The sequence below is a fragment of the Actinomycetospora sp. NBRC 106375 genome, assembly GCF_030269665.1.
Classification (GTDB): Bacteria; Actinomycetota; Actinomycetes; order Mycobacteriales; family Pseudonocardiaceae; genus Actinomycetospora.
Map to the genome: position 1 here is coordinate 145,291 of NZ_BSTS01000005.1, position 14,779 is coordinate 160,069.

16 protein-coding genes are annotated in these 14,779 nt (G+C 74.3%); 13 read left to right on the forward strand and 3 right to left on the reverse strand.

Features of this window, described 5'->3' with window-relative positions; all coding sequences use genetic code 11:
• Positions 1-68 precede the first annotated feature (68 nt).
• The 4 genes from QSK03_RS10325 (at position 69) to QSK03_RS10340 (ending at position 3,882) form a co-directional block, all read left to right on the forward strand.
• Entirely contained in the window at positions 69-464 is a 396-nt protein-coding gene (locus QSK03_RS10325) for an NUDIX domain-containing protein (protein WP_285651239.1), read from the forward strand.
• Between the two features lie 120 nt (positions 465-584).
• Positions 585-1,478 carry a non-homologous end-joining DNA ligase gene (gene ligD, locus QSK03_RS10330; RefSeq protein ID WP_285651241.1) on the forward strand — a complete coding sequence of 298 codons (894 nt, stop codon included), beginning with the start codon at positions 585-587 and terminating at the stop codon, positions 1,476-1,478.
• Positions 1,479-1,690: 212 nt separating this feature from the next.
• Positions 1,691-2,902, forward strand: coding sequence for a cytochrome P450 (locus QSK03_RS10335; RefSeq protein WP_285651243.1), 1,212 nt, complete (start codon positions 1,691-1,693; stop codon positions 2,900-2,902).
• The gene (locus QSK03_RS10340; RefSeq protein WP_285651245.1) at positions 2,899-3,882 is read left to right on the forward strand and encodes a DUF2332 domain-containing protein; all 984 of its coding nucleotides are present in this window, start codon (positions 2,899-2,901) and stop codon (positions 3,880-3,882) included. The genes QSK03_RS10335 and QSK03_RS10340 overlap by 4 nt, the downstream gene beginning before the upstream one ends.
• Positions 3,883-3,948: 66 nt before the next feature.
• Here the strand turns inward: QSK03_RS10340 and QSK03_RS10345 are convergent, their stop codons facing one another.
• Complete coding sequence (locus QSK03_RS10345) at positions 3,949-4,638, reverse strand: EVE domain-containing protein (protein ID WP_285651247.1); 690 nt, start codon at positions 4,636-4,638, stop codon at positions 3,949-3,951.
• Between the two features lie 71 nt (positions 4,639-4,709).
• On the opposite strand from QSK03_RS10345, the gene QSK03_RS10350 reads away from it, so the two are divergent.
• Positions 4,710-6,188, forward strand: coding sequence for an FGGY-family carbohydrate kinase (locus QSK03_RS10350; protein WP_285651249.1), 1,479 nt, complete (start codon positions 4,710-4,712; stop codon positions 6,186-6,188).
• Positions 6,189-6,198: 10 nt separating this feature from the next.
• On the opposite strand, the gene QSK03_RS10355 is transcribed toward QSK03_RS10350, so the two are convergent.
• Positions 6,199-7,584, reverse strand: a complete 1,386-nt coding sequence (locus QSK03_RS10355; RefSeq protein ID WP_285651251.1) for an MFS transporter — start codon at positions 7,582-7,584, stop codon at positions 6,199-6,201.
• A 99-nt stretch (positions 7,585-7,683) separates the two neighbouring features.
• Between QSK03_RS10355 and QSK03_RS10360 the strand changes: the two genes are divergently transcribed.
• From QSK03_RS10360 to QSK03_RS10395, 8 genes are read left to right on the forward strand one after another with little or no spacing between them, the layout of a single operon-like run.
• Entirely contained in the window at positions 7,684-8,895 is a 1,212-nt protein-coding gene (locus tag QSK03_RS10360) for an alpha/beta fold hydrolase (RefSeq protein ID WP_285651253.1), read from the forward strand.
• Entirely contained in the window at positions 8,892-9,710 is an 819-nt protein-coding gene (locus tag QSK03_RS10365; protein ID WP_285651255.1) for an N-acyl homoserine lactonase family protein, read from the forward strand. The genes QSK03_RS10360 and QSK03_RS10365 overlap by 4 nt, the downstream gene beginning before the upstream one ends.
• Entirely contained in the window at positions 9,707-10,603 is an 897-nt protein-coding gene (locus tag QSK03_RS10370) for an NAD(P)-dependent oxidoreductase (RefSeq protein WP_285651258.1), read from the forward strand. Before QSK03_RS10365 ends, QSK03_RS10370 begins: the two co-directional genes overlap by 4 nt.
• On the forward strand, positions 10,600-10,989 hold the full coding sequence (locus QSK03_RS10375; RefSeq protein WP_285651261.1) for a cupin domain-containing protein: 390 nt from the start codon (positions 10,600-10,602) through the stop codon (positions 10,987-10,989). Before QSK03_RS10370 ends, QSK03_RS10375 begins: the two co-directional genes overlap by 4 nt.
• The gene (locus QSK03_RS10380) at positions 10,986-11,381 is read left to right on the forward strand and encodes a carboxymuconolactone decarboxylase family protein (RefSeq protein WP_285651264.1); all 396 of its coding nucleotides are present in this window, start codon (positions 10,986-10,988) and stop codon (positions 11,379-11,381) included. The genes QSK03_RS10375 and QSK03_RS10380 overlap by 4 nt, the downstream gene beginning before the upstream one ends.
• Complete coding sequence (locus QSK03_RS10385; protein WP_285651266.1) at positions 11,378-12,259, forward strand: NAD(P)-dependent oxidoreductase; 882 nt, start codon at positions 11,378-11,380, stop codon at positions 12,257-12,259. The genes QSK03_RS10380 and QSK03_RS10385 overlap by 4 nt, the downstream gene beginning before the upstream one ends.
• A 32-nt stretch (positions 12,260-12,291) precedes the next feature.
• Positions 12,292-13,050 (forward strand): carboxymuconolactone decarboxylase family protein, encoded by a 759-nt coding sequence (locus QSK03_RS10390; RefSeq protein WP_285651269.1) that lies wholly within the window; start codon positions 12,292-12,294, stop codon positions 13,048-13,050.
• A gap of 26 nt (positions 13,051-13,076) precedes the next feature.
• Complete coding sequence (locus QSK03_RS10395; protein ID WP_285651270.1) at positions 13,077-13,748, forward strand: GntR family transcriptional regulator; 672 nt, start codon at positions 13,077-13,079, stop codon at positions 13,746-13,748.
• On the opposite strand, the gene QSK03_RS10400 is transcribed toward QSK03_RS10395, so the two are convergent.
• Entirely contained in the window at positions 13,745-14,770 is a 1,026-nt protein-coding gene (locus QSK03_RS10400; protein WP_285651272.1) for a sensor domain-containing diguanylate cyclase, read from the reverse strand. The genes QSK03_RS10395 and QSK03_RS10400 overlap by 4 nt on opposite strands.
• Positions 14,771-14,779 lie beyond the last annotated feature (9 nt).

Consider the following 14,779-nt stretch of genomic DNA (forward strand, 5'->3'; position numbering starts at 1 on the left):
GACAGCGGCGCGGGCTCCGGTGGCCGTTTCGCGAGGCCGTGACGTGTTCGTGACCTGGGGTGCTGAGGATGCCGGTCGTGGAGGAGACCATCGCCCGCGCCGTCGTCCGTCGCGGGGACCACGTCCTGCTCGTGCAGGAGATCGCCGCGGGCTACTGGTTCTTCCCCGGCGGGCACGTCGAGGCCGGGGAGAGCCCGCACGACGCGGTGGTGCGCGAGCTGCGGGAGGAGCTCGACGTCGGGGCCACGGTCGACGACGTCCTCGGTGAGGTGCCTAACGAGTGGGTGCACGACGGCGTCGAGCACCGCGAGGTCAACCACGTCTTCGCCGTCCGCGTCGACGCCGCCGATCCCGCGAGCCAGGAGCCGCACCTTGCCGCGGGCTGGCACCGCCTCGACGAGCTGGAGTCCATCGACGTGCGTCCTCGGGTGCTCGCTGAGCTCGTGGCGGGCTTGAGGCGCTGACCTCGGCGTGTCGCGCCGGCGAGCGTGTGGCGATCCTGGCGTCACACGCCAGCAAAGCCGCATTGCTCGAACAGGGCGCGAGGGTTTGTCCCCGCGGGGGTCGAGGCCAATGCTGGGCGCATGGCCGACCTGACCGTCGCCGGGGTGAACGTGACCCACCCGGACAAGGTGCTGCTGCCCGCCCGCGAGGGCGGCGAGGACATCACGAAGGCCGATCTCGCGCAGTACTGGGAGACGATCGCCGCCACGGTCCTGCCGCACCTCGCCGGCCGCCCCCTGACCCTCCAGCGCTTCCCCGACGGGCTCGACGCCGGCGGCTTCGTGCAGCAGGACGCCGGGCAGCGGGCGCCGAAGGGCCTGCACACCGTCGACACGCCGCGGCGCGACGCCAAGAAGGGCGCCGACGACGTCGTCCACCACCCCGAGGTCGAGGAGACCGCCGACCTCCTCCGGCTCGTCCAGTACGGCACCGTGACGCTGCACGGCTGGAACGCCGTCGCCGGGTCGCTGGAGCGGCCCGACCGGCTCATCGTCGACATCGACCCCGGCGAGACCGCCGACCTCGCCGGCATCCGCGACGTCGCCCGCGCCGTCCGGGCGGCGGTCGAGGGGCGGGGGCTGGTCGCGTTCCTGCAGAGCACGGGCAGCCGCGGGTACCACGTCGTCGCCCCGCTCGACGGGTCCGCGGGCCACGACCGGGTCCGCGCCGAGGCGGAGGAGATCGCCGAGGCCGTCGCCGCGGACCACCCCGACGAGCTGACGACGGCTGTGCGCAAGGACGCCCGCGGCGGCCGGACCTTCCTCGACATCGGCCGCAACGCCTACGGCCAGACCGCGGTCATGCCGTACTCGCCGCGCGCCCGCCCCGGCGGTCCGACGGCGACGCCGCTCGACTGGGACGAGCTCAGCCGCGTCGGCCCCGACCAGCACGACGTCCGGTCGATCCCGCGCCGGCTCGCCCGCAAGACCGATCCGTGGGCGCACCTTGCCGACCACGCCCGGTCCCTGCCCTGAGCGCTCCGCGCGGCGTGTCGCGCCGGCGAGCATGTGGCGATCCTGGCGTGAGACGCCAGCAAAGCCGCATTGCTCGCACGGGCACGTGCCGTTCCGTCGCCCGCCCGATCGCAGAGAGCCGAACAGGATGTTCCGGTCGGCGGATGAGCGGTTCCTCAGTGACGAGAGCACCATCGAGGGCGAGGCCCATCGCCGTCGACGGGAGGATCGCGATGACCGACCAGGTGACGCACGAGAGCCAGGCGTGGACCGGCGAGGTGGCCGCGCAGCGCGACGGGTTCACGCTGCTCCCGGAGGTCGAGGCGCTGCGGGCGTCCGGGGAGACCGCGCGGGTGGCGACACCGTTCGGGCACGAGGCGACGATGTTCAGCCGCTACGCCGACGTCCGCGAGCTGCACGGCGACCCGTCGCGCTTCCGGCTGGACGGGGTCGGTGCGCCGCCGGCGCTCATCGCGGCCGGGCGGGACAACGCCGAGTTCCGCCGCCGCCAGGCCGGCAACCTCCTCGGCCAGGACCCGCCCGACCACACCCGTCTGCGCCGCATGCTCACCGGCGAGTTCACCGTCAAGCGGATGAAGCGGCTGGTGCCGCGCGTCGAGGAGATCGTCACCGAGCATCTCGACGCGATGGAGCAGGCCGGGCGGGCCGAGCTCGTCACCGACTTCGCGCTCCCCGTGCCGTCGATGGTGATCTGCGAACTGCTCGGCGTGCCCTACGACGACCGCGACGACTTCACCGAGCGCAGCGCCCTCTCGCTCGACAGCACGATCTCGGCGCCGGAGCGGATGCGGCTGGCCGACGAGTCCCGCGCCTACATGACCTCGCTGGTGGACCGCCACCGCGCCGACCCCGGCGAGGACCTGCTCGGCATGCTCATCCGCGAGCACTCCGACGACGTCACCGACGACGAGCTCATCGGCATCGGCAACCTGCTGCTCGTCGCGGGCCACGAGACCACGTCGAACATGCTGTCGCTGGGCACGCTCGCGCTGCTCGAGCACCCCGACCAGCTTGCCCGCGTCCGCGACGACCCGTCCGCGGTCGACGGGGCGGTCGAGGAGCTGCTGCGGTGGCTGACGGTCGTGCACGGCGGCTTCCCCCGCGCGGTCGTCGAGGACACGACGATCGGCGGGCACCCGGTGGCCGCCGGCGAGCTCGTGATCTCCTCGCTCGCCGCGGCCAACCGCGACCCCGAGGCCGTCGACGACGGCGACCGCCTCGACATCTCGCGCGCCCCGGCCCCGCACCTCGCCTTCGGCCACGGCATCCACCACTGCCTCGGCGCCCCGCTCGCCCGCATCGAGATGCGCGTCGCGTTCCCGGCCCTGCTCAATAGGTTCCCGGACCTGCACCTCGCGGGCGAGCCCGAGTTCCGCCACCGCACCCTGATCTACGGGCTGCACCGCCTGCCGCTGGCCTGGTGATCGGGCACGAGCTCCATCGCGGGGTCGCCGAGAACTACCGGCGGTTCGGCCTCCGCGAAGCCCGGGGGCGGAGTCCGCTCTACGAGGCGCTGACGCTGGGCGTCGCCGACGATCCGTCGCTCCAGGCGTTCCTCGACGAGCTCCCGCCCGGCAAGCGCCAGCCGAACCTGCTGCTGGCGACGGTCCGGTTCCTCGCGGGCGTCCAGCCCGACTACGCGGCGTTCCGTGACGTGGTGCTGGACCGGCGGGACGAGGTCGCCGCGACGATGCTCGCCCGCCGGACCCAGACGAACGAGCCCGCGCGCTGCGCCACCCTCCTACCGGCGCTGGCGCAGATCGAGGGGCCGCTGGCCCTGCTCGAGGTCGGGGCGAGCGCCGGGCTGTGCCTCTACCCCGACCGCTACGGCTACCGCTTCCCGCCCACCGAGGTCGTCCTCCCCGGTGAGCCGATGCTGACGTGCGAGGTCCGCGGTCCCGCACCGCTGCCGACGGTGCCGCCGACGGTCGTGTGGCGCGCCGGGATCGACCTCAACCCGCTCGACGTCGCCGACCCCGACGACCTGCGCTGGCTCCATTGCCTGATCTGGCCGGGCGAGGAGGGGCGTGCCGAGCGGCTCGACGCGGCCGCCGCGGTCGCTCGCGCCGACCCGCCGCGCATCGTGCGGGGCGACCTCGTCGACGATCTCCCCGCCCTGGCCGCCGAGGCACCGCCGGACGCGACGCTGGTGGTCGTCCACTCGGCGGTGCTGGCCTACGTGCCGGCCGAGCGGCGCGCGGCGTTCGCGGAGGTCGTGGCGCGGCTCGGTGCGGTGTGGTTGGGCAACGAGTCGACGACCGTCCTCGCCGACCTCCCCACCCCGCCGCCGACCGACCTCCCGGCACCGCCGCCGGGCCCGACGCCGTCACTGCTGGTCCGCGACGGGCACCGTCCCCTGGCCTGGGTCGACGGGCACGGGACCTGGCTGGAGTGGATCGACTGATCAACGGGGACTTCACGCGCATAGAAGCAGCGAACAGCGCGTTCGCTGCAACAGGCGCACCCGCCGTCACCGCCGCCGGCGCACACCCCACACGACCGCTCCGGCCACGACCACCACCCCGACCGCACCCAGACCGATCGCCATCGTCTGTGGGGTCGGGCGGCGCGCCGTGGCCGCCAGATCGGGCTTGCTGCCCCACGCCGGGAGCGCCGGCTCGTCGGCCGCGATCTCGGCGGCGACGTCGGCCACCGCGAGCTCGGCGGCGAGCTCCTCGGCCGCCAGCTCCTCCGCCGCGATCGCGGAGAGCTCGCCACCGAACACCTCGGACACCTCGGCCAGCTCCATCAGCCGCGCCCACACGTCGGGCGGCACGGCGGCCGCGCCGCGGGAGAAGGACGACTTGAGCGCCGGCCACTCCGCGACGACGGGGTCGGCCTTGAGGTCGGCGAGGGGGACGGGGCGCACGAAGCGGTCGAGCACCTCGACCGCGCAGGCGTGGGTCTGCCCGGGGCCGGGGCGCTCGACCTCGGGCAGCTCGTAGGCGTCGCCGACGGCGCGGAGGCGGTAGGCGATGTCCTTCGCCTCGCGGGAGCGGTAGAGCACGGCCAGGTCGCCGGCGCGGGTGTCGCGGTGGCAGCTCCACCACGTGCCGCCCGAGGCCGGGTCGAGGTCGGGGTGCTCGCCGCCGTCCTCGGTGCCGTACCGATCGGGCGCCGCCACCCACACCCAGTACTGCCGCTCGTCCGTCCCGGTCATCTGCCGCCCCCGATCTCTGCGCAGTTCGGGTGAGGCTGTCACATCGCCGCAGCGCACCTATCGTCGGCAGCGTGGCGCTCGTGCTCGGGATCGACATCGGCACGTCGTCGTCGAAGGGCGTGCTCGTCGACGACGCGGGGCGGGTGGTGGCGCGCGCCGAGCGGGAGCGCGCGACGTCGTTCCCGCACCCCGGATGGGTGGAGCACGACGCCGACGGCGTCTGGTGGGCGGACTTCGCCGCGCTCACCGGCGAGCTCCTCGCCCACGGCACCCCCGACGCGGTCGGCGTCAGCGGGATCGGGCCGGTGCTGCTGCCCGCCGATGCCGAAGGGCGGCCGCTGCGTCCGGCGATCCTCTACGGCGTCGACACCCGGGCGACACGCGAGATCGCGGAGCTGACCGACGAGCTCGGGGCGGACGCGATCGTCGCGCGCGGCGGGACACCGCTGTCGAGCCAGGCGGTCGGCCCCAAGTGGCGGTGGCTGCAGCGCCACGAGCCCGACGTCTGGGCCGACACGCGCCTGTTCCTCATGGCGAGCTCGTTCGTCGTGCATAGTCTCACCGGCGAGTACGTCCTCGACCACCACTCGGCGAGCCAGTGCGACCCGATGTACGACCTCGAGGCCGCCGACTGGGAGCCCGAGTGGTCCGAATTCGTCGCGCCCGGGCTCGCACGGCCCCGGCTGCTCTGGCCCGGGGAGATCGCCGGGACGGTGACCGCCGCGGCCGCCCGGGCGACGGGCCTACGCGAGGGCACCCCCGTGATCGCCGGGACCGTCGACGCCTGGGCCGAGGCCGCGAGCGTCGGCGTGCGGGACACCGGCGACACGATGGTCATGTACGGCACGACGATGTTCCTGGTGCAGGTCACGGACGCGGCCGTGCGGCACCCGGCGCTCTGGGCGACCCGCGGCGTCGCCCCCGGCTCGTTCACCACGGCGGCCGGCATGGCGACGTCGGGGGCGATCACCGGCTGGCTGCGCGACCTCGTCGGCGCCGACTACGCGACCCTCGTCGACGAGGCCGCGGAGGTCCCGCCCGGTGCCCGCGGGCTGCTCCTGCTGCCCTACTTCGCCGGCGAGCGCACGCCGATCTTCGACCCCGACGCCCGCGGCCTGCTCCTCGGCCTGACCACGAGCCACGGGCGCGCCGACCTCTACCGCGCCGCCCTCGAGGGCATCGCCCACGGCGTGCGGCACAACCTCGAGGCGTTCCGCGACGCCGGCGGCCCGGAACCCCGCCTGGTCGCCGTCGGCGGCGGCACGCGGGGCGGGCTCTGGACGCAGATCGTCAGCGACGTGACCGGCCACGAGCAGCAGGTCCCCGCCGACACCACGGGCGCCGCGCTCGGCGACGCCCTGCTGGCCGCGCAGGCGATCGGGCTCGACGCCGACGCCGGCACCTGGAACCCGATCGTCGCCACCGTGACGCCCGATCCCGAGCGCACGGCTCGCTACGACGCCTTCCACGCCCACTACCGCGCGCTCTACCCCGCGACCGCCGAGGCCGCGCACTTCCTGGCGCAGGAACAGCGCACGGCGGATGGCTGACGGCTGACGGTCAGCTCGTCGGCACCGTGTCCTCGAAGTCCACGTCCTTTGTCTCCGGTCCCGCCGCGGCGCCGACGGCGCCCAGGACCCCGCCGAACGCGAGCAGGACGAGGACGGCCGCGGCGTAGGGCATGAGCCCGCCGAGGCCCTCGAGGAAGAACGCGTAGAACGACGGGATCACGACCGACACGCTGAACCCGAGCCCGAAGCCCGACGCGCGGACGTCGGTGCGGAACCGCTCGGTGATGTAGGGCAGGACGACGCCCCACGGCGCGGTCACGACCACCGAGAACACCGCCACGACCAGCACGATCAGCCCGAACGGCAGGCCCTTGCCGTTGACGAGCACCGCCATGAGCGCGACGCCGACCGTCGCGATGGCCGCGCCCCCGATCATGAAGAAGCGCCGCCGCCCGATGCGCTGACCGATCACGCCGGCGCCGATGTAGCTGCCGACGAGGCAGACGTACGCGACGAGCAGGGCGAGCGTGAGCTGGTTGTTCGAGAGCCCGACGAGGTTGCGCAGCACGGTGGTCGGGAGGAACAGCGTCACGAGGTTCTGGGTCAGCCAGAAGCCGGTCATCATCGCGAAGACCTGCAGGAACGTCGAGCTGCGCAGCACCGCGAGCAGCGGGCGTCCGGCGCCGCCCTGCGAGGTGCCCTCGGCCTTCGCGGCCGCGGCGGCCTCCCAGATCTCCGACTCCGACACGCTGCGCACGTAGTAGATCGCGAGGACGAAGGCGAGCAGCGCGCCGAGCACGAACGGCACGCGCCAGCCCCACACCGCGTACGGCGAGTCCGCGCCGCTGAGCGGGAACAGCGCGAAGGACGCCAGTCCGAGCAGCGTGATCACGACGTAGGCCAGCGGGAACGCCGACAGGATGATCCCGCCGAGCAGGCCGCGTCCGCTCTTGCGCGAATACTCCATCGCCAGCGGGAGCGCGCCGGTGTAGCCGCCGCCGAGGCAGATCCCGTCGAGGAACCGCAGCAGGATGAGGATCCAGTACGACGCGATGCCGAGCGTCGCGTAGCCCGGGATCAGCGCGATGAGCAGCGTGATCACACCGAACCCGGTGACCGAGATGATCGTGCTGCGGCGCCGGCCGACCCGATCGGCGAGCGCGCCGAACACCGCGGCGCCGATCGGCCGGCCCACCAGGGTCGTCGCGAACACCAGCGACGTGAAGATCGCGGCCGTGCCGGGGTCGAGCTTGCCCGGCGGCTGGAAGTAGAGCAGCGCCGGCGTGAGGATCACGGTCGGCAGGTAGATGTCGAACATGTCGACGAACTCGGCGAAGAACGCGCCGCGCGTCGCCGACCTCCGCTTCGCCGCGCGCTCCGGGCTCTCCGTCGCCGCGGCCGTGGTCACCGACCCGGCCTGCTCGGGACTCGTCATCGAGACCACTCCTCATGTCTGGCTGTCAGACAATCGGCAACGTAGGGTCGGGCCGCAGCCGGTGTCAACGACGACCAGCCGACGACGAGGAGGCGCGCGATGGGTCCGGACGAGCAGCAGATCACCGCGAGGCTCACCGACGACCTGCTCGACGGCCTCCCGCCCGGCCCCGACTGGAGCCTGCTGCTGGAGATCGGGACCGGGCGGCACCTCGTGCGCGTCGTCGACGGCACGGTGCGCTGCGAGGGGTCGCCCGGGATCAACGCGACCTGGGACGTCGGGTTCGCGGTGTCCGAGCAGGAGTGGGCCGAGTTCTGCGCCGACCCGCCACCGCGCGGGGCCACATCGGCCCAGGCGCTCGTCGCGACCCGGGGCGCCGAGCGCGTCACCGGCCGCCGCGAGGTGTGGGCGCGGGCGGCGCCGGCGATCGACCGGTTCCTCGAGGCCCTGCGTCCCGGCGAGCGCAAGCACCGCCCCGACCCGGCCCCACCACCGCCGGGGTTCGGGCCGAGCGTGGGGCGCTACCTGCACCTCGACGACGGCCGGCGGATCTTCGTCGAGACCGCGGGCGACGGGCCGCCGCTGCTCTGCCTGCACACCGCGGGCGCGGACTCGCGCCAGTTCCGCGGCCTGCTCGAGGACCCGCGCGTCACCGACCACCACCAGGTGATCGCCTTCGACATGCCCTGGCACGGGCGCTCCGACCCGCCCGACGACTGGCAGCAGCGCACCTATCGGCTCGACACCGCGACCTACGCGTCGACGGTGCTCGCCGTCGCCGACGCCCTGGCGCTCGACCGGCCGGTGCTGCTCGGCTGCTCGATGGGCGGGGCGATCGCGCTCTACCTCGCCGCCGAGCACGGCGACCGCTTCGCCGGGGTGTGCGCGCTGGAGGGCGGTCTCGGCAGCCCCGGGCGCTTCGTCGAGTGGACCCACCGCGCCGACGTCGACCACTCCGGCTTCCTGGCCAGCTGGGTCGGCGGGCTGATCGCGCCGGGAAGCCCGGAGGGCCCGCGGGCGCAGACGCTGTGGGGCTACGCCAGCAACGGGCCCGGGATCTACCAGGGCGACACCGCCTTCTACTCGATCGACTTCCCGCCGATCGCCGCCGGGCTGGGCCGCGCGACGTGCCCGCTCTACGTCTTCAGCGGCGAGTACGACTACTCGGCCACCACGGAGATGAGCCGCGACGCCGCCGCGCGGCTCGGCGGCGAGCTGGTCGTCATGCCCGGGCGCGGGCACTTCCCGATGTCCGAGGACCCCGAGGGCCTGCTCGAGTACCTGCTGCCCGTGCTGGAGGGACTCCGATGAACAGCGCCGTGAACGAGGTGCTCGCCGTCCGCTACGGCACCCGCGTCACCACCCGCGGCGAGGCCTACCTCAACTGGCACGTCTACGGCGAGCCCGACGAGTCGTTCCGCATGGACTACTTCTTCTGGGTCGTCCGCGGCGGCGGGCGCACGACGGTCGTCGACTGCGGCTTCGATCCCGAGGTGGGCGCGCGCCGCGGCCGCGAGACGCTCGTCGACCCCGTCGACGCCCTGCGCGCGCTCGGCGTCGAGCCCGCGACGGTCGACCGGCTCGTGGTCAGCCACGCCCACTACGACCACATCGGCAACCTCGCCCACTTCCCGTCCGCCGAGATCGTCCTGACGGCCCGCGAGCTCGCGTTCTGGACCGGGCCGCACGCCGGGCGCGTCCAGTTCGCGCACTCGACCGAGGCCGCCGAGATCGCCGCGCTCGTGAAGGCCCGCGACGAAGGCCGGGTGACGACGTTCAGCGGGCGCTGCGAGGTGGGCGACGGGTTCGCGCTCGTCGAGGTCGGCGGGCACACGCCGGGCCAGCTCATCGGGCGCATCACCGTCGACGGCGGGGAGGTCGTGCTCGCCGCCGACGCGCTGCACTTCTACGACGAGCTCACCCGGGATCGCCCGTTCTTCGTGGTCGCCGACCTCGAGGCCATGTACGCGGGCTTCGACACGCTGCGCGAGCTCACGGAACGCCCGGGCCGCGCGCTCGTCGCCGGGCACGACGCCGACGTCGGCCGCCGCTTCCCCGGCCGCGCGGAGGGCACCGGCATCGATGACCTCGTCATCCGCCTCGACGTCCGGGAGGAGATCCGATGACACCGGTCGGCATGGTCGGTCTGGGCAACATGGGCGGGCGCATGACCCGCCGGCTGGTCGACGCGGGGGTCGAGGTCGTCGGCCACGACCCGGTCGCCGGCCGGGCCGAGGAGGCCGGCGCGACGCCCGCGGCCTACCCGGCGGAGGTCGCGCGCCGCTGCCCGACCGTCCTGCTCTCGCTGCCCGACTCGACGGTGGTGGAGCCCGTGGTCCGCGACCTGCTGGGCGCCGCGCACGCCGGGACGACGATCGTCGACCTGTCCACCGCCTCGCCCGAGTCCACGGTCGCGCTGGCCGCCGAGGCCGCCGCGCACGACGTCACCTACCTCGACGCCGGGATCTCCGGGGGCGCCGCGGCCGCCGAGAAGGGCACGCTGACGATCATGGCGGGCGGGGACGCGGCCGCCGTCGACGCGATCCGCCCCGTCCTCGCGCCGATCGCCGCGACCGTGCACCACCTCGGCCCGGTCGGCGCCGGGCACACCGCGAAGCTGCTCAACAACTTCCTCAACGCGGTGACGCTCGCCGCGACCGCCGAGGTCATGGTGGCCGGACAGCGGGCCGGGCTCGACCTGCGGACGCTGCTCGCGGCGGTCAACGGGGGCAGCGGGCAGTCGTTCGCGTCGACCAACCGCTTCCCGCGGATCGTCGAGGGCGACTACCTCGAGGGCGGGCTCACCAGCCGGCTCATGACCAAGGACGTCACGCTCTACACCGAGCTGCTCGGGCGGCTCGGCGTGCCGTCGCTCAACGCCGCCGGCCCGCTGGCGTCGTTCGGCCTGGCCGCGCACCTCGGCTACGGCGACGTCATCTCCAACCGCGTCGTGGACGCCCTCGGCGACCTCGCCGGCGGGGTCCGGATCCAGCAGCCCATCAGCCAGGAGGTCTCGTGAAGATCGTCCACGGGCGCGCCGAGGGCGCGGTCACCGAGGCGCGCAGCGCCACGTTCACCGGCACCGTCTGGGGCGACCCGGTGCTGCCGACCACCGACGGCACCACGATCAACTCGGTGACGTTCACGCCGGGCGCGCGCACGTTCTGGCACCACCACGAGGGCGGGCAGATCCTCGTCGTCACCGCGGGCACCGGGTGGGTCTGCACGCACAGGGAGACGCCGCAGCCGCTGACCGTCGGCGACGTCGTCTGGGTGCCGCCGGGGGAGCGGCACTGGCACGGCGCCGGGCCCGGCTCGATCATGACGCACCTCGCGACCTCGCTGGGCACGACGACGTGGCTCGACGAGGTGTCCGCCGACGAGTACGGGCAGGTCGGGCGGTGAGCGGGGCGAACGGGAGCGATCCCCGCTTCGAGCGCGGCCTCGCGGTGCGCAAGGAGGTCGTCGGCGAGGCGCACGTCGAGCGCTCGATGGCGAACGTCAGCGACTTCTCGCGGCCGATCCAGGAGTGGGTGACACGCGCCTGCTGGGGCGAGGTCTGGGACCGGCCCGGCCTCGACCGGCGCACCCGCAGCCTGCTCAACCTCGTCATGCTCACCGCGCTGGGGCGCTCCCACGAGCTCGCGGTGCACGTCCGCGGCGCGGTGACCAACGGGTGCACGACCGAGGAGATCCAGGAGGCCCTGCTCCAGGCCGCCGTGTACTGCGGGGCGCCGGCGGGCCTGGAGGCGTTCCGGGTCGCGGAGAAGGTGCTGGACGAGGAGGGGCGGACGTGACCACGGTGGGGTTCGTCGGCCTCGGGCACATGGGCACGCCGATGGCGTCGCGTCTCGTCGACGCCGGCGTGACCGTCCGGGCCTACGACGCGGCGGCGGACGCGCGGGGGGCGTTCGCCGCGGCGGTGCCGGACGCGGTGGTCGTCGACGACGCGGCCGACACCGCGCCCGGCGCCGACGCGGTGCTGCTGTGCCTGCCGAACTCCGACGTCGTCGAGTCCGTGGTCGCCGAGCTGGACGCCGCCCGGGTGATCGTCGACATGAGCTCGTCGGAGCCGTTGCGCACGCGGGCGCTGGCCGCCCAGCTGGCCGAGAACGGCCGCGTGCTGATCGACGCCCCGGTCTCCGGCGGCGTCTCCGGCGCCCGGGCCGGGACGCTCGCGATCATGGTCGGCGGGCCGGACGACGTCGTCGCCGACCTCGAGCCGGTGCTCGCGGCGATCGGGCGCCCGCGCCACGTCGGGCCGGTCGGCGCGGGGCACGCGCTCAAGGCGCTGAACAACCTGATGTCGGCCGCGCACCTGCTCGCGAGCTCCGAGGCGGTGCTCGTCGGCGAGGAGTTCGGGCTCGACCCGGCGGTGATGCTCGAGGTGGTCAACGGCTCGTCGGGACGCAGCGGCTCGACCGAGAACAAGTGGCCCAACCACATCCTGCCCGGCACCTACGGCGCCGGGTTCGGCATCGGGCTCATGGTCAAGGACATCCACATCGCCCTCGAGCTCGCCGGGAGCACGGGCGTCCCCACCCGGCACGCCGCGGCGACCGTCGCGGTGTGGGACGAGGCCCTCGCCGCGCTGGGACCGGGCGCCGACCACACCGAGATCGCCCGCTGGCTGCGGGAGTCGGGAGACGGAGCAAACAGACGAGCACGCCGATAGGGGGAGCTCGACCCAGGAGAGAAGGGGCAGTCATGACGCTCACCGACGAGCAGCAGACCATCAAGGACGAGTTCGTCCGCGTGCGCGGGACCTGGGGCGAGCCCTGGCAGCACATGCTCGAGCTCGACCCCGCGTTCGTGCGCGCCTACCTGGACTTCTCGGCCGTGCCGTGGCGCCGCGAGCCCGGCGCCCTGAGCCCGAAGGTGCGCGAGCTGCTGTACATCGCGGTCGACGCGGCCGCGACCCACCTCTACACGCCGGGCGTCCGCCAGCACGTCGCCGCCGCCCTCGACGCCGGGGCGACGCCGGGGGAGATCATGGAGGTCCTCGAGCTCACGAGCACGCTGGGCATCCACGCGGCCAACATCGGGGTCCCGCTGCTGGTCGAGGTGCTCGTCGAGGAGGGGCTGCGCGAGGGGCCGGCCCCCCTCGACGAGCGCCAGGAGCGGCTCAAGGCCGAGTTCACCGAGACCCGCGGCTACTGGCACACGTTCTGGGACGAGATCCTCGAGCTGGACCCGGACCTGTTCGAGGCCTACGTCGCGTTCTCGTCGGTGCCGTGGCACACCGGCACGCTCGAGCCGAAGGTCAAGGAGCTCGTCTACTGCGCCTTCGACGCCTCGGCGACCCACCTGTACGTGCCAGGGCTCAAGCTGCACCTGCGCAACGCGCTCGGCCACGGCGCGACGGTCGCGGAGATCCTGGAGATGTTCGAGATCGCGAGCGTGGTCGGCATCCACGCCGCGACCACCGCGGCGCCGATCCTCGCCGAGCTGGCGGACGGTCGCTGATCGGCGCGGGTGGGACCATGGACGTCGTGTCGTCCTCCGTCTGGGGCCCGGAGCCGCTGCCGCGGGTCGCCGCGCCGCTGCGGGAGCAGGTCACCGACCGGGTGCGTGCGGCCATCCTCGACCTGCGCCTACGTCCCGGTGAGCGGCTCATCGAGCGCGAGCTCACCGAGAACCTCGGGGTCTCGCGGGCCACGGTCCGCGAGGTCATCCGCCAGCTCGCCGCCGAGGGGCTGGTCACCGTCGTGCCCCAGCGCGGGGCCGAGGTGACCTCGCTGTCGGCGTCCGATGCGGCCGACATCTACGAGATGCGCGCCTCGCTCGAGGCGCTCGCGGTGCGCCGCTTCGTCCAGCGCGCCGGCGAGGACCAGGTGCGCGCGCTGCGCGCGGCCGTCGACGAGATCGCGCGCAGCGCCGAGGCCGCCGGCGACCACCTCGCGGCCAAGGACCGCTTCTACGAGGTGCTCATGGAGGGCTCGGCGAGCGGTCCGCTCCAGCAGACGCTCGCGGGCCTGCAGGCGCGGGTGCGGCTGCTGCGCGCGACCTCGCTGTCCGCGCCGGGCCGCCCGACGCAGGCCGCCCAGGAGCTGAGCGCCGTCGTCGACGCCGTCGAGGCCCGGGACGCCGAGGCCGCCGCCGACGCGTGCGTGCTCCACATCCGCAACGCCGCCGCGACCGCGACCGCCCAGCTCACGGGCTAGGCGGTCGGCAGGGTCGGGGGGTCCTGGCGGGGGCTCGGGACGCTGCGGTCGCCGCCGCGGCGGGCCCGCTTGTTCTCGTACATCAGTGCGTCGGCGTCGGCGCAGGCGCCGGGGAAGCCGCCGCCGACCGTGAACGGCGCGGTGCCGATCGAGCACGGCACGCCCGCGGTGTCGAGGGCGTCGCGGAGCCGGAGGACGAGCCGCTCGGCGTCCTCGGTGCCCACCTGCGCCACGAGCGCGAACTCGTCACCGCCGAGGCGCGCGAGCGGGTCGGTGCTGCGGATCGTCGAGCGGAGCACGGCGGCGCAGTGGCGCAGGTGGCGGTCGCCCGCGTCGTGGCCCTCGGTGTCGTTGACCTCTTTGAGCCCGTCGAGGTCGAGCATCACCACCGAGGCCGGGTCGCCGAAGCGGCGGAAGCGGTCGTCCTCGCGCGCGAGCCAGCGCTCCCAGCCGCGGCGGTTGAGCAGGCTGGTCAGCGCGTCGGTCTCGGCGTCGCTGACCGCCCGCTCGAGGGCGCGCGCGGAGTCGACGGCGGCGGTGTCCGCCTCGAGCACCGACGACAGCAGGCTCGAGAGCAGGTCGAGCAGCGGCTCCTGGTCGACCAGACGCGGGTCGACCGGCTCGCGGTTCATGCCCACGACCGTCCCGAACAGCGCGCCGTCGCCGGTGACGATCGGCGTCCCGACGTAGGTCCCGACGTCCATGCCCTGGGCGGCCGCCTCGGAGGCGATGCGCTCGAGGTCGGGCACGTCGCGGGTGTCCGGCACGATCCGCGGCGCCGTGCCGGCCACCATGTACTGGCACATCGACGCCGTCCACGGCGCGCTGAGCCCCGGCGCCAGGCCGTAGCCCGCGTCGGCGGTGACCAGCATCGTCTGCTGCCCGTCGGCCACGCGCGTGACCGCCCAGGCGTCGAGCGGCACGACCTGCGCGAGGTAGTCGACGACCATCCGGCACGCGGCGTCGAACGCCCTCGGCGGCGCGAGCCCGGCCGCGACCCGCAGATCCTGTGTCGTCGTCATGGTCCTCCC

What these genes read in the sequence shown, in the direction of transcription:
- QSK03_RS10360 (WP_285651253.1), top strand. Translation starts at nt 7,684, where the DNA reads ATGGGTCCGGACGAGCAGCAGATCACCGCGAGGCTCACCGACGACCTG.
- QSK03_RS10335 (WP_285651243.1), top strand. Translation starts at nt 1,691, where the DNA reads ATGACCGACCAGGTGACGCACGAGAGCCAGGCGTGGACCGGCGAGGTG.
- QSK03_RS10345 (WP_285651247.1), bottom strand. Translation starts at nt 4,638, where the DNA reads ATGACCGGGACGGACGAGCGGCAGTACTGGGTGTGGGTGGCGGCGCCC.
- QSK03_RS10390 (WP_285651269.1), top strand. Translation starts at nt 12,292, where the DNA reads ATGACGCTCACCGACGAGCAGCAGACCATCAAGGACGAGTTCGTCCGC.
- QSK03_RS10365 (WP_285651255.1), top strand. Translation starts at nt 8,892, where the DNA reads ATGAACAGCGCCGTGAACGAGGTGCTCGCCGTCCGCTACGGCACCCGC.
- ligD (WP_285651241.1), top strand. Translation starts at nt 585, where the DNA reads ATGGCCGACCTGACCGTCGCCGGGGTGAACGTGACCCACCCGGACAAG.
- QSK03_RS10355 (WP_285651251.1), bottom strand. Translation starts at nt 7,584, where the DNA reads ATGACGAGTCCCGAGCAGGCCGGGTCGGTGACCACGGCCGCGGCGACG.
- QSK03_RS10325 (WP_285651239.1), top strand. Translation starts at nt 69, where the DNA reads ATGCCGGTCGTGGAGGAGACCATCGCCCGCGCCGTCGTCCGTCGCGGG.
- QSK03_RS10370 (WP_285651258.1), top strand. Translation starts at nt 9,707, where the DNA reads ATGACACCGGTCGGCATGGTCGGTCTGGGCAACATGGGCGGGCGCATG.
- QSK03_RS10400 (WP_285651272.1), bottom strand. Translation starts at nt 14,770, where the DNA reads ATGACGACGACACAGGATCTGCGGGTCGCGGCCGGGCTCGCGCCGCCG.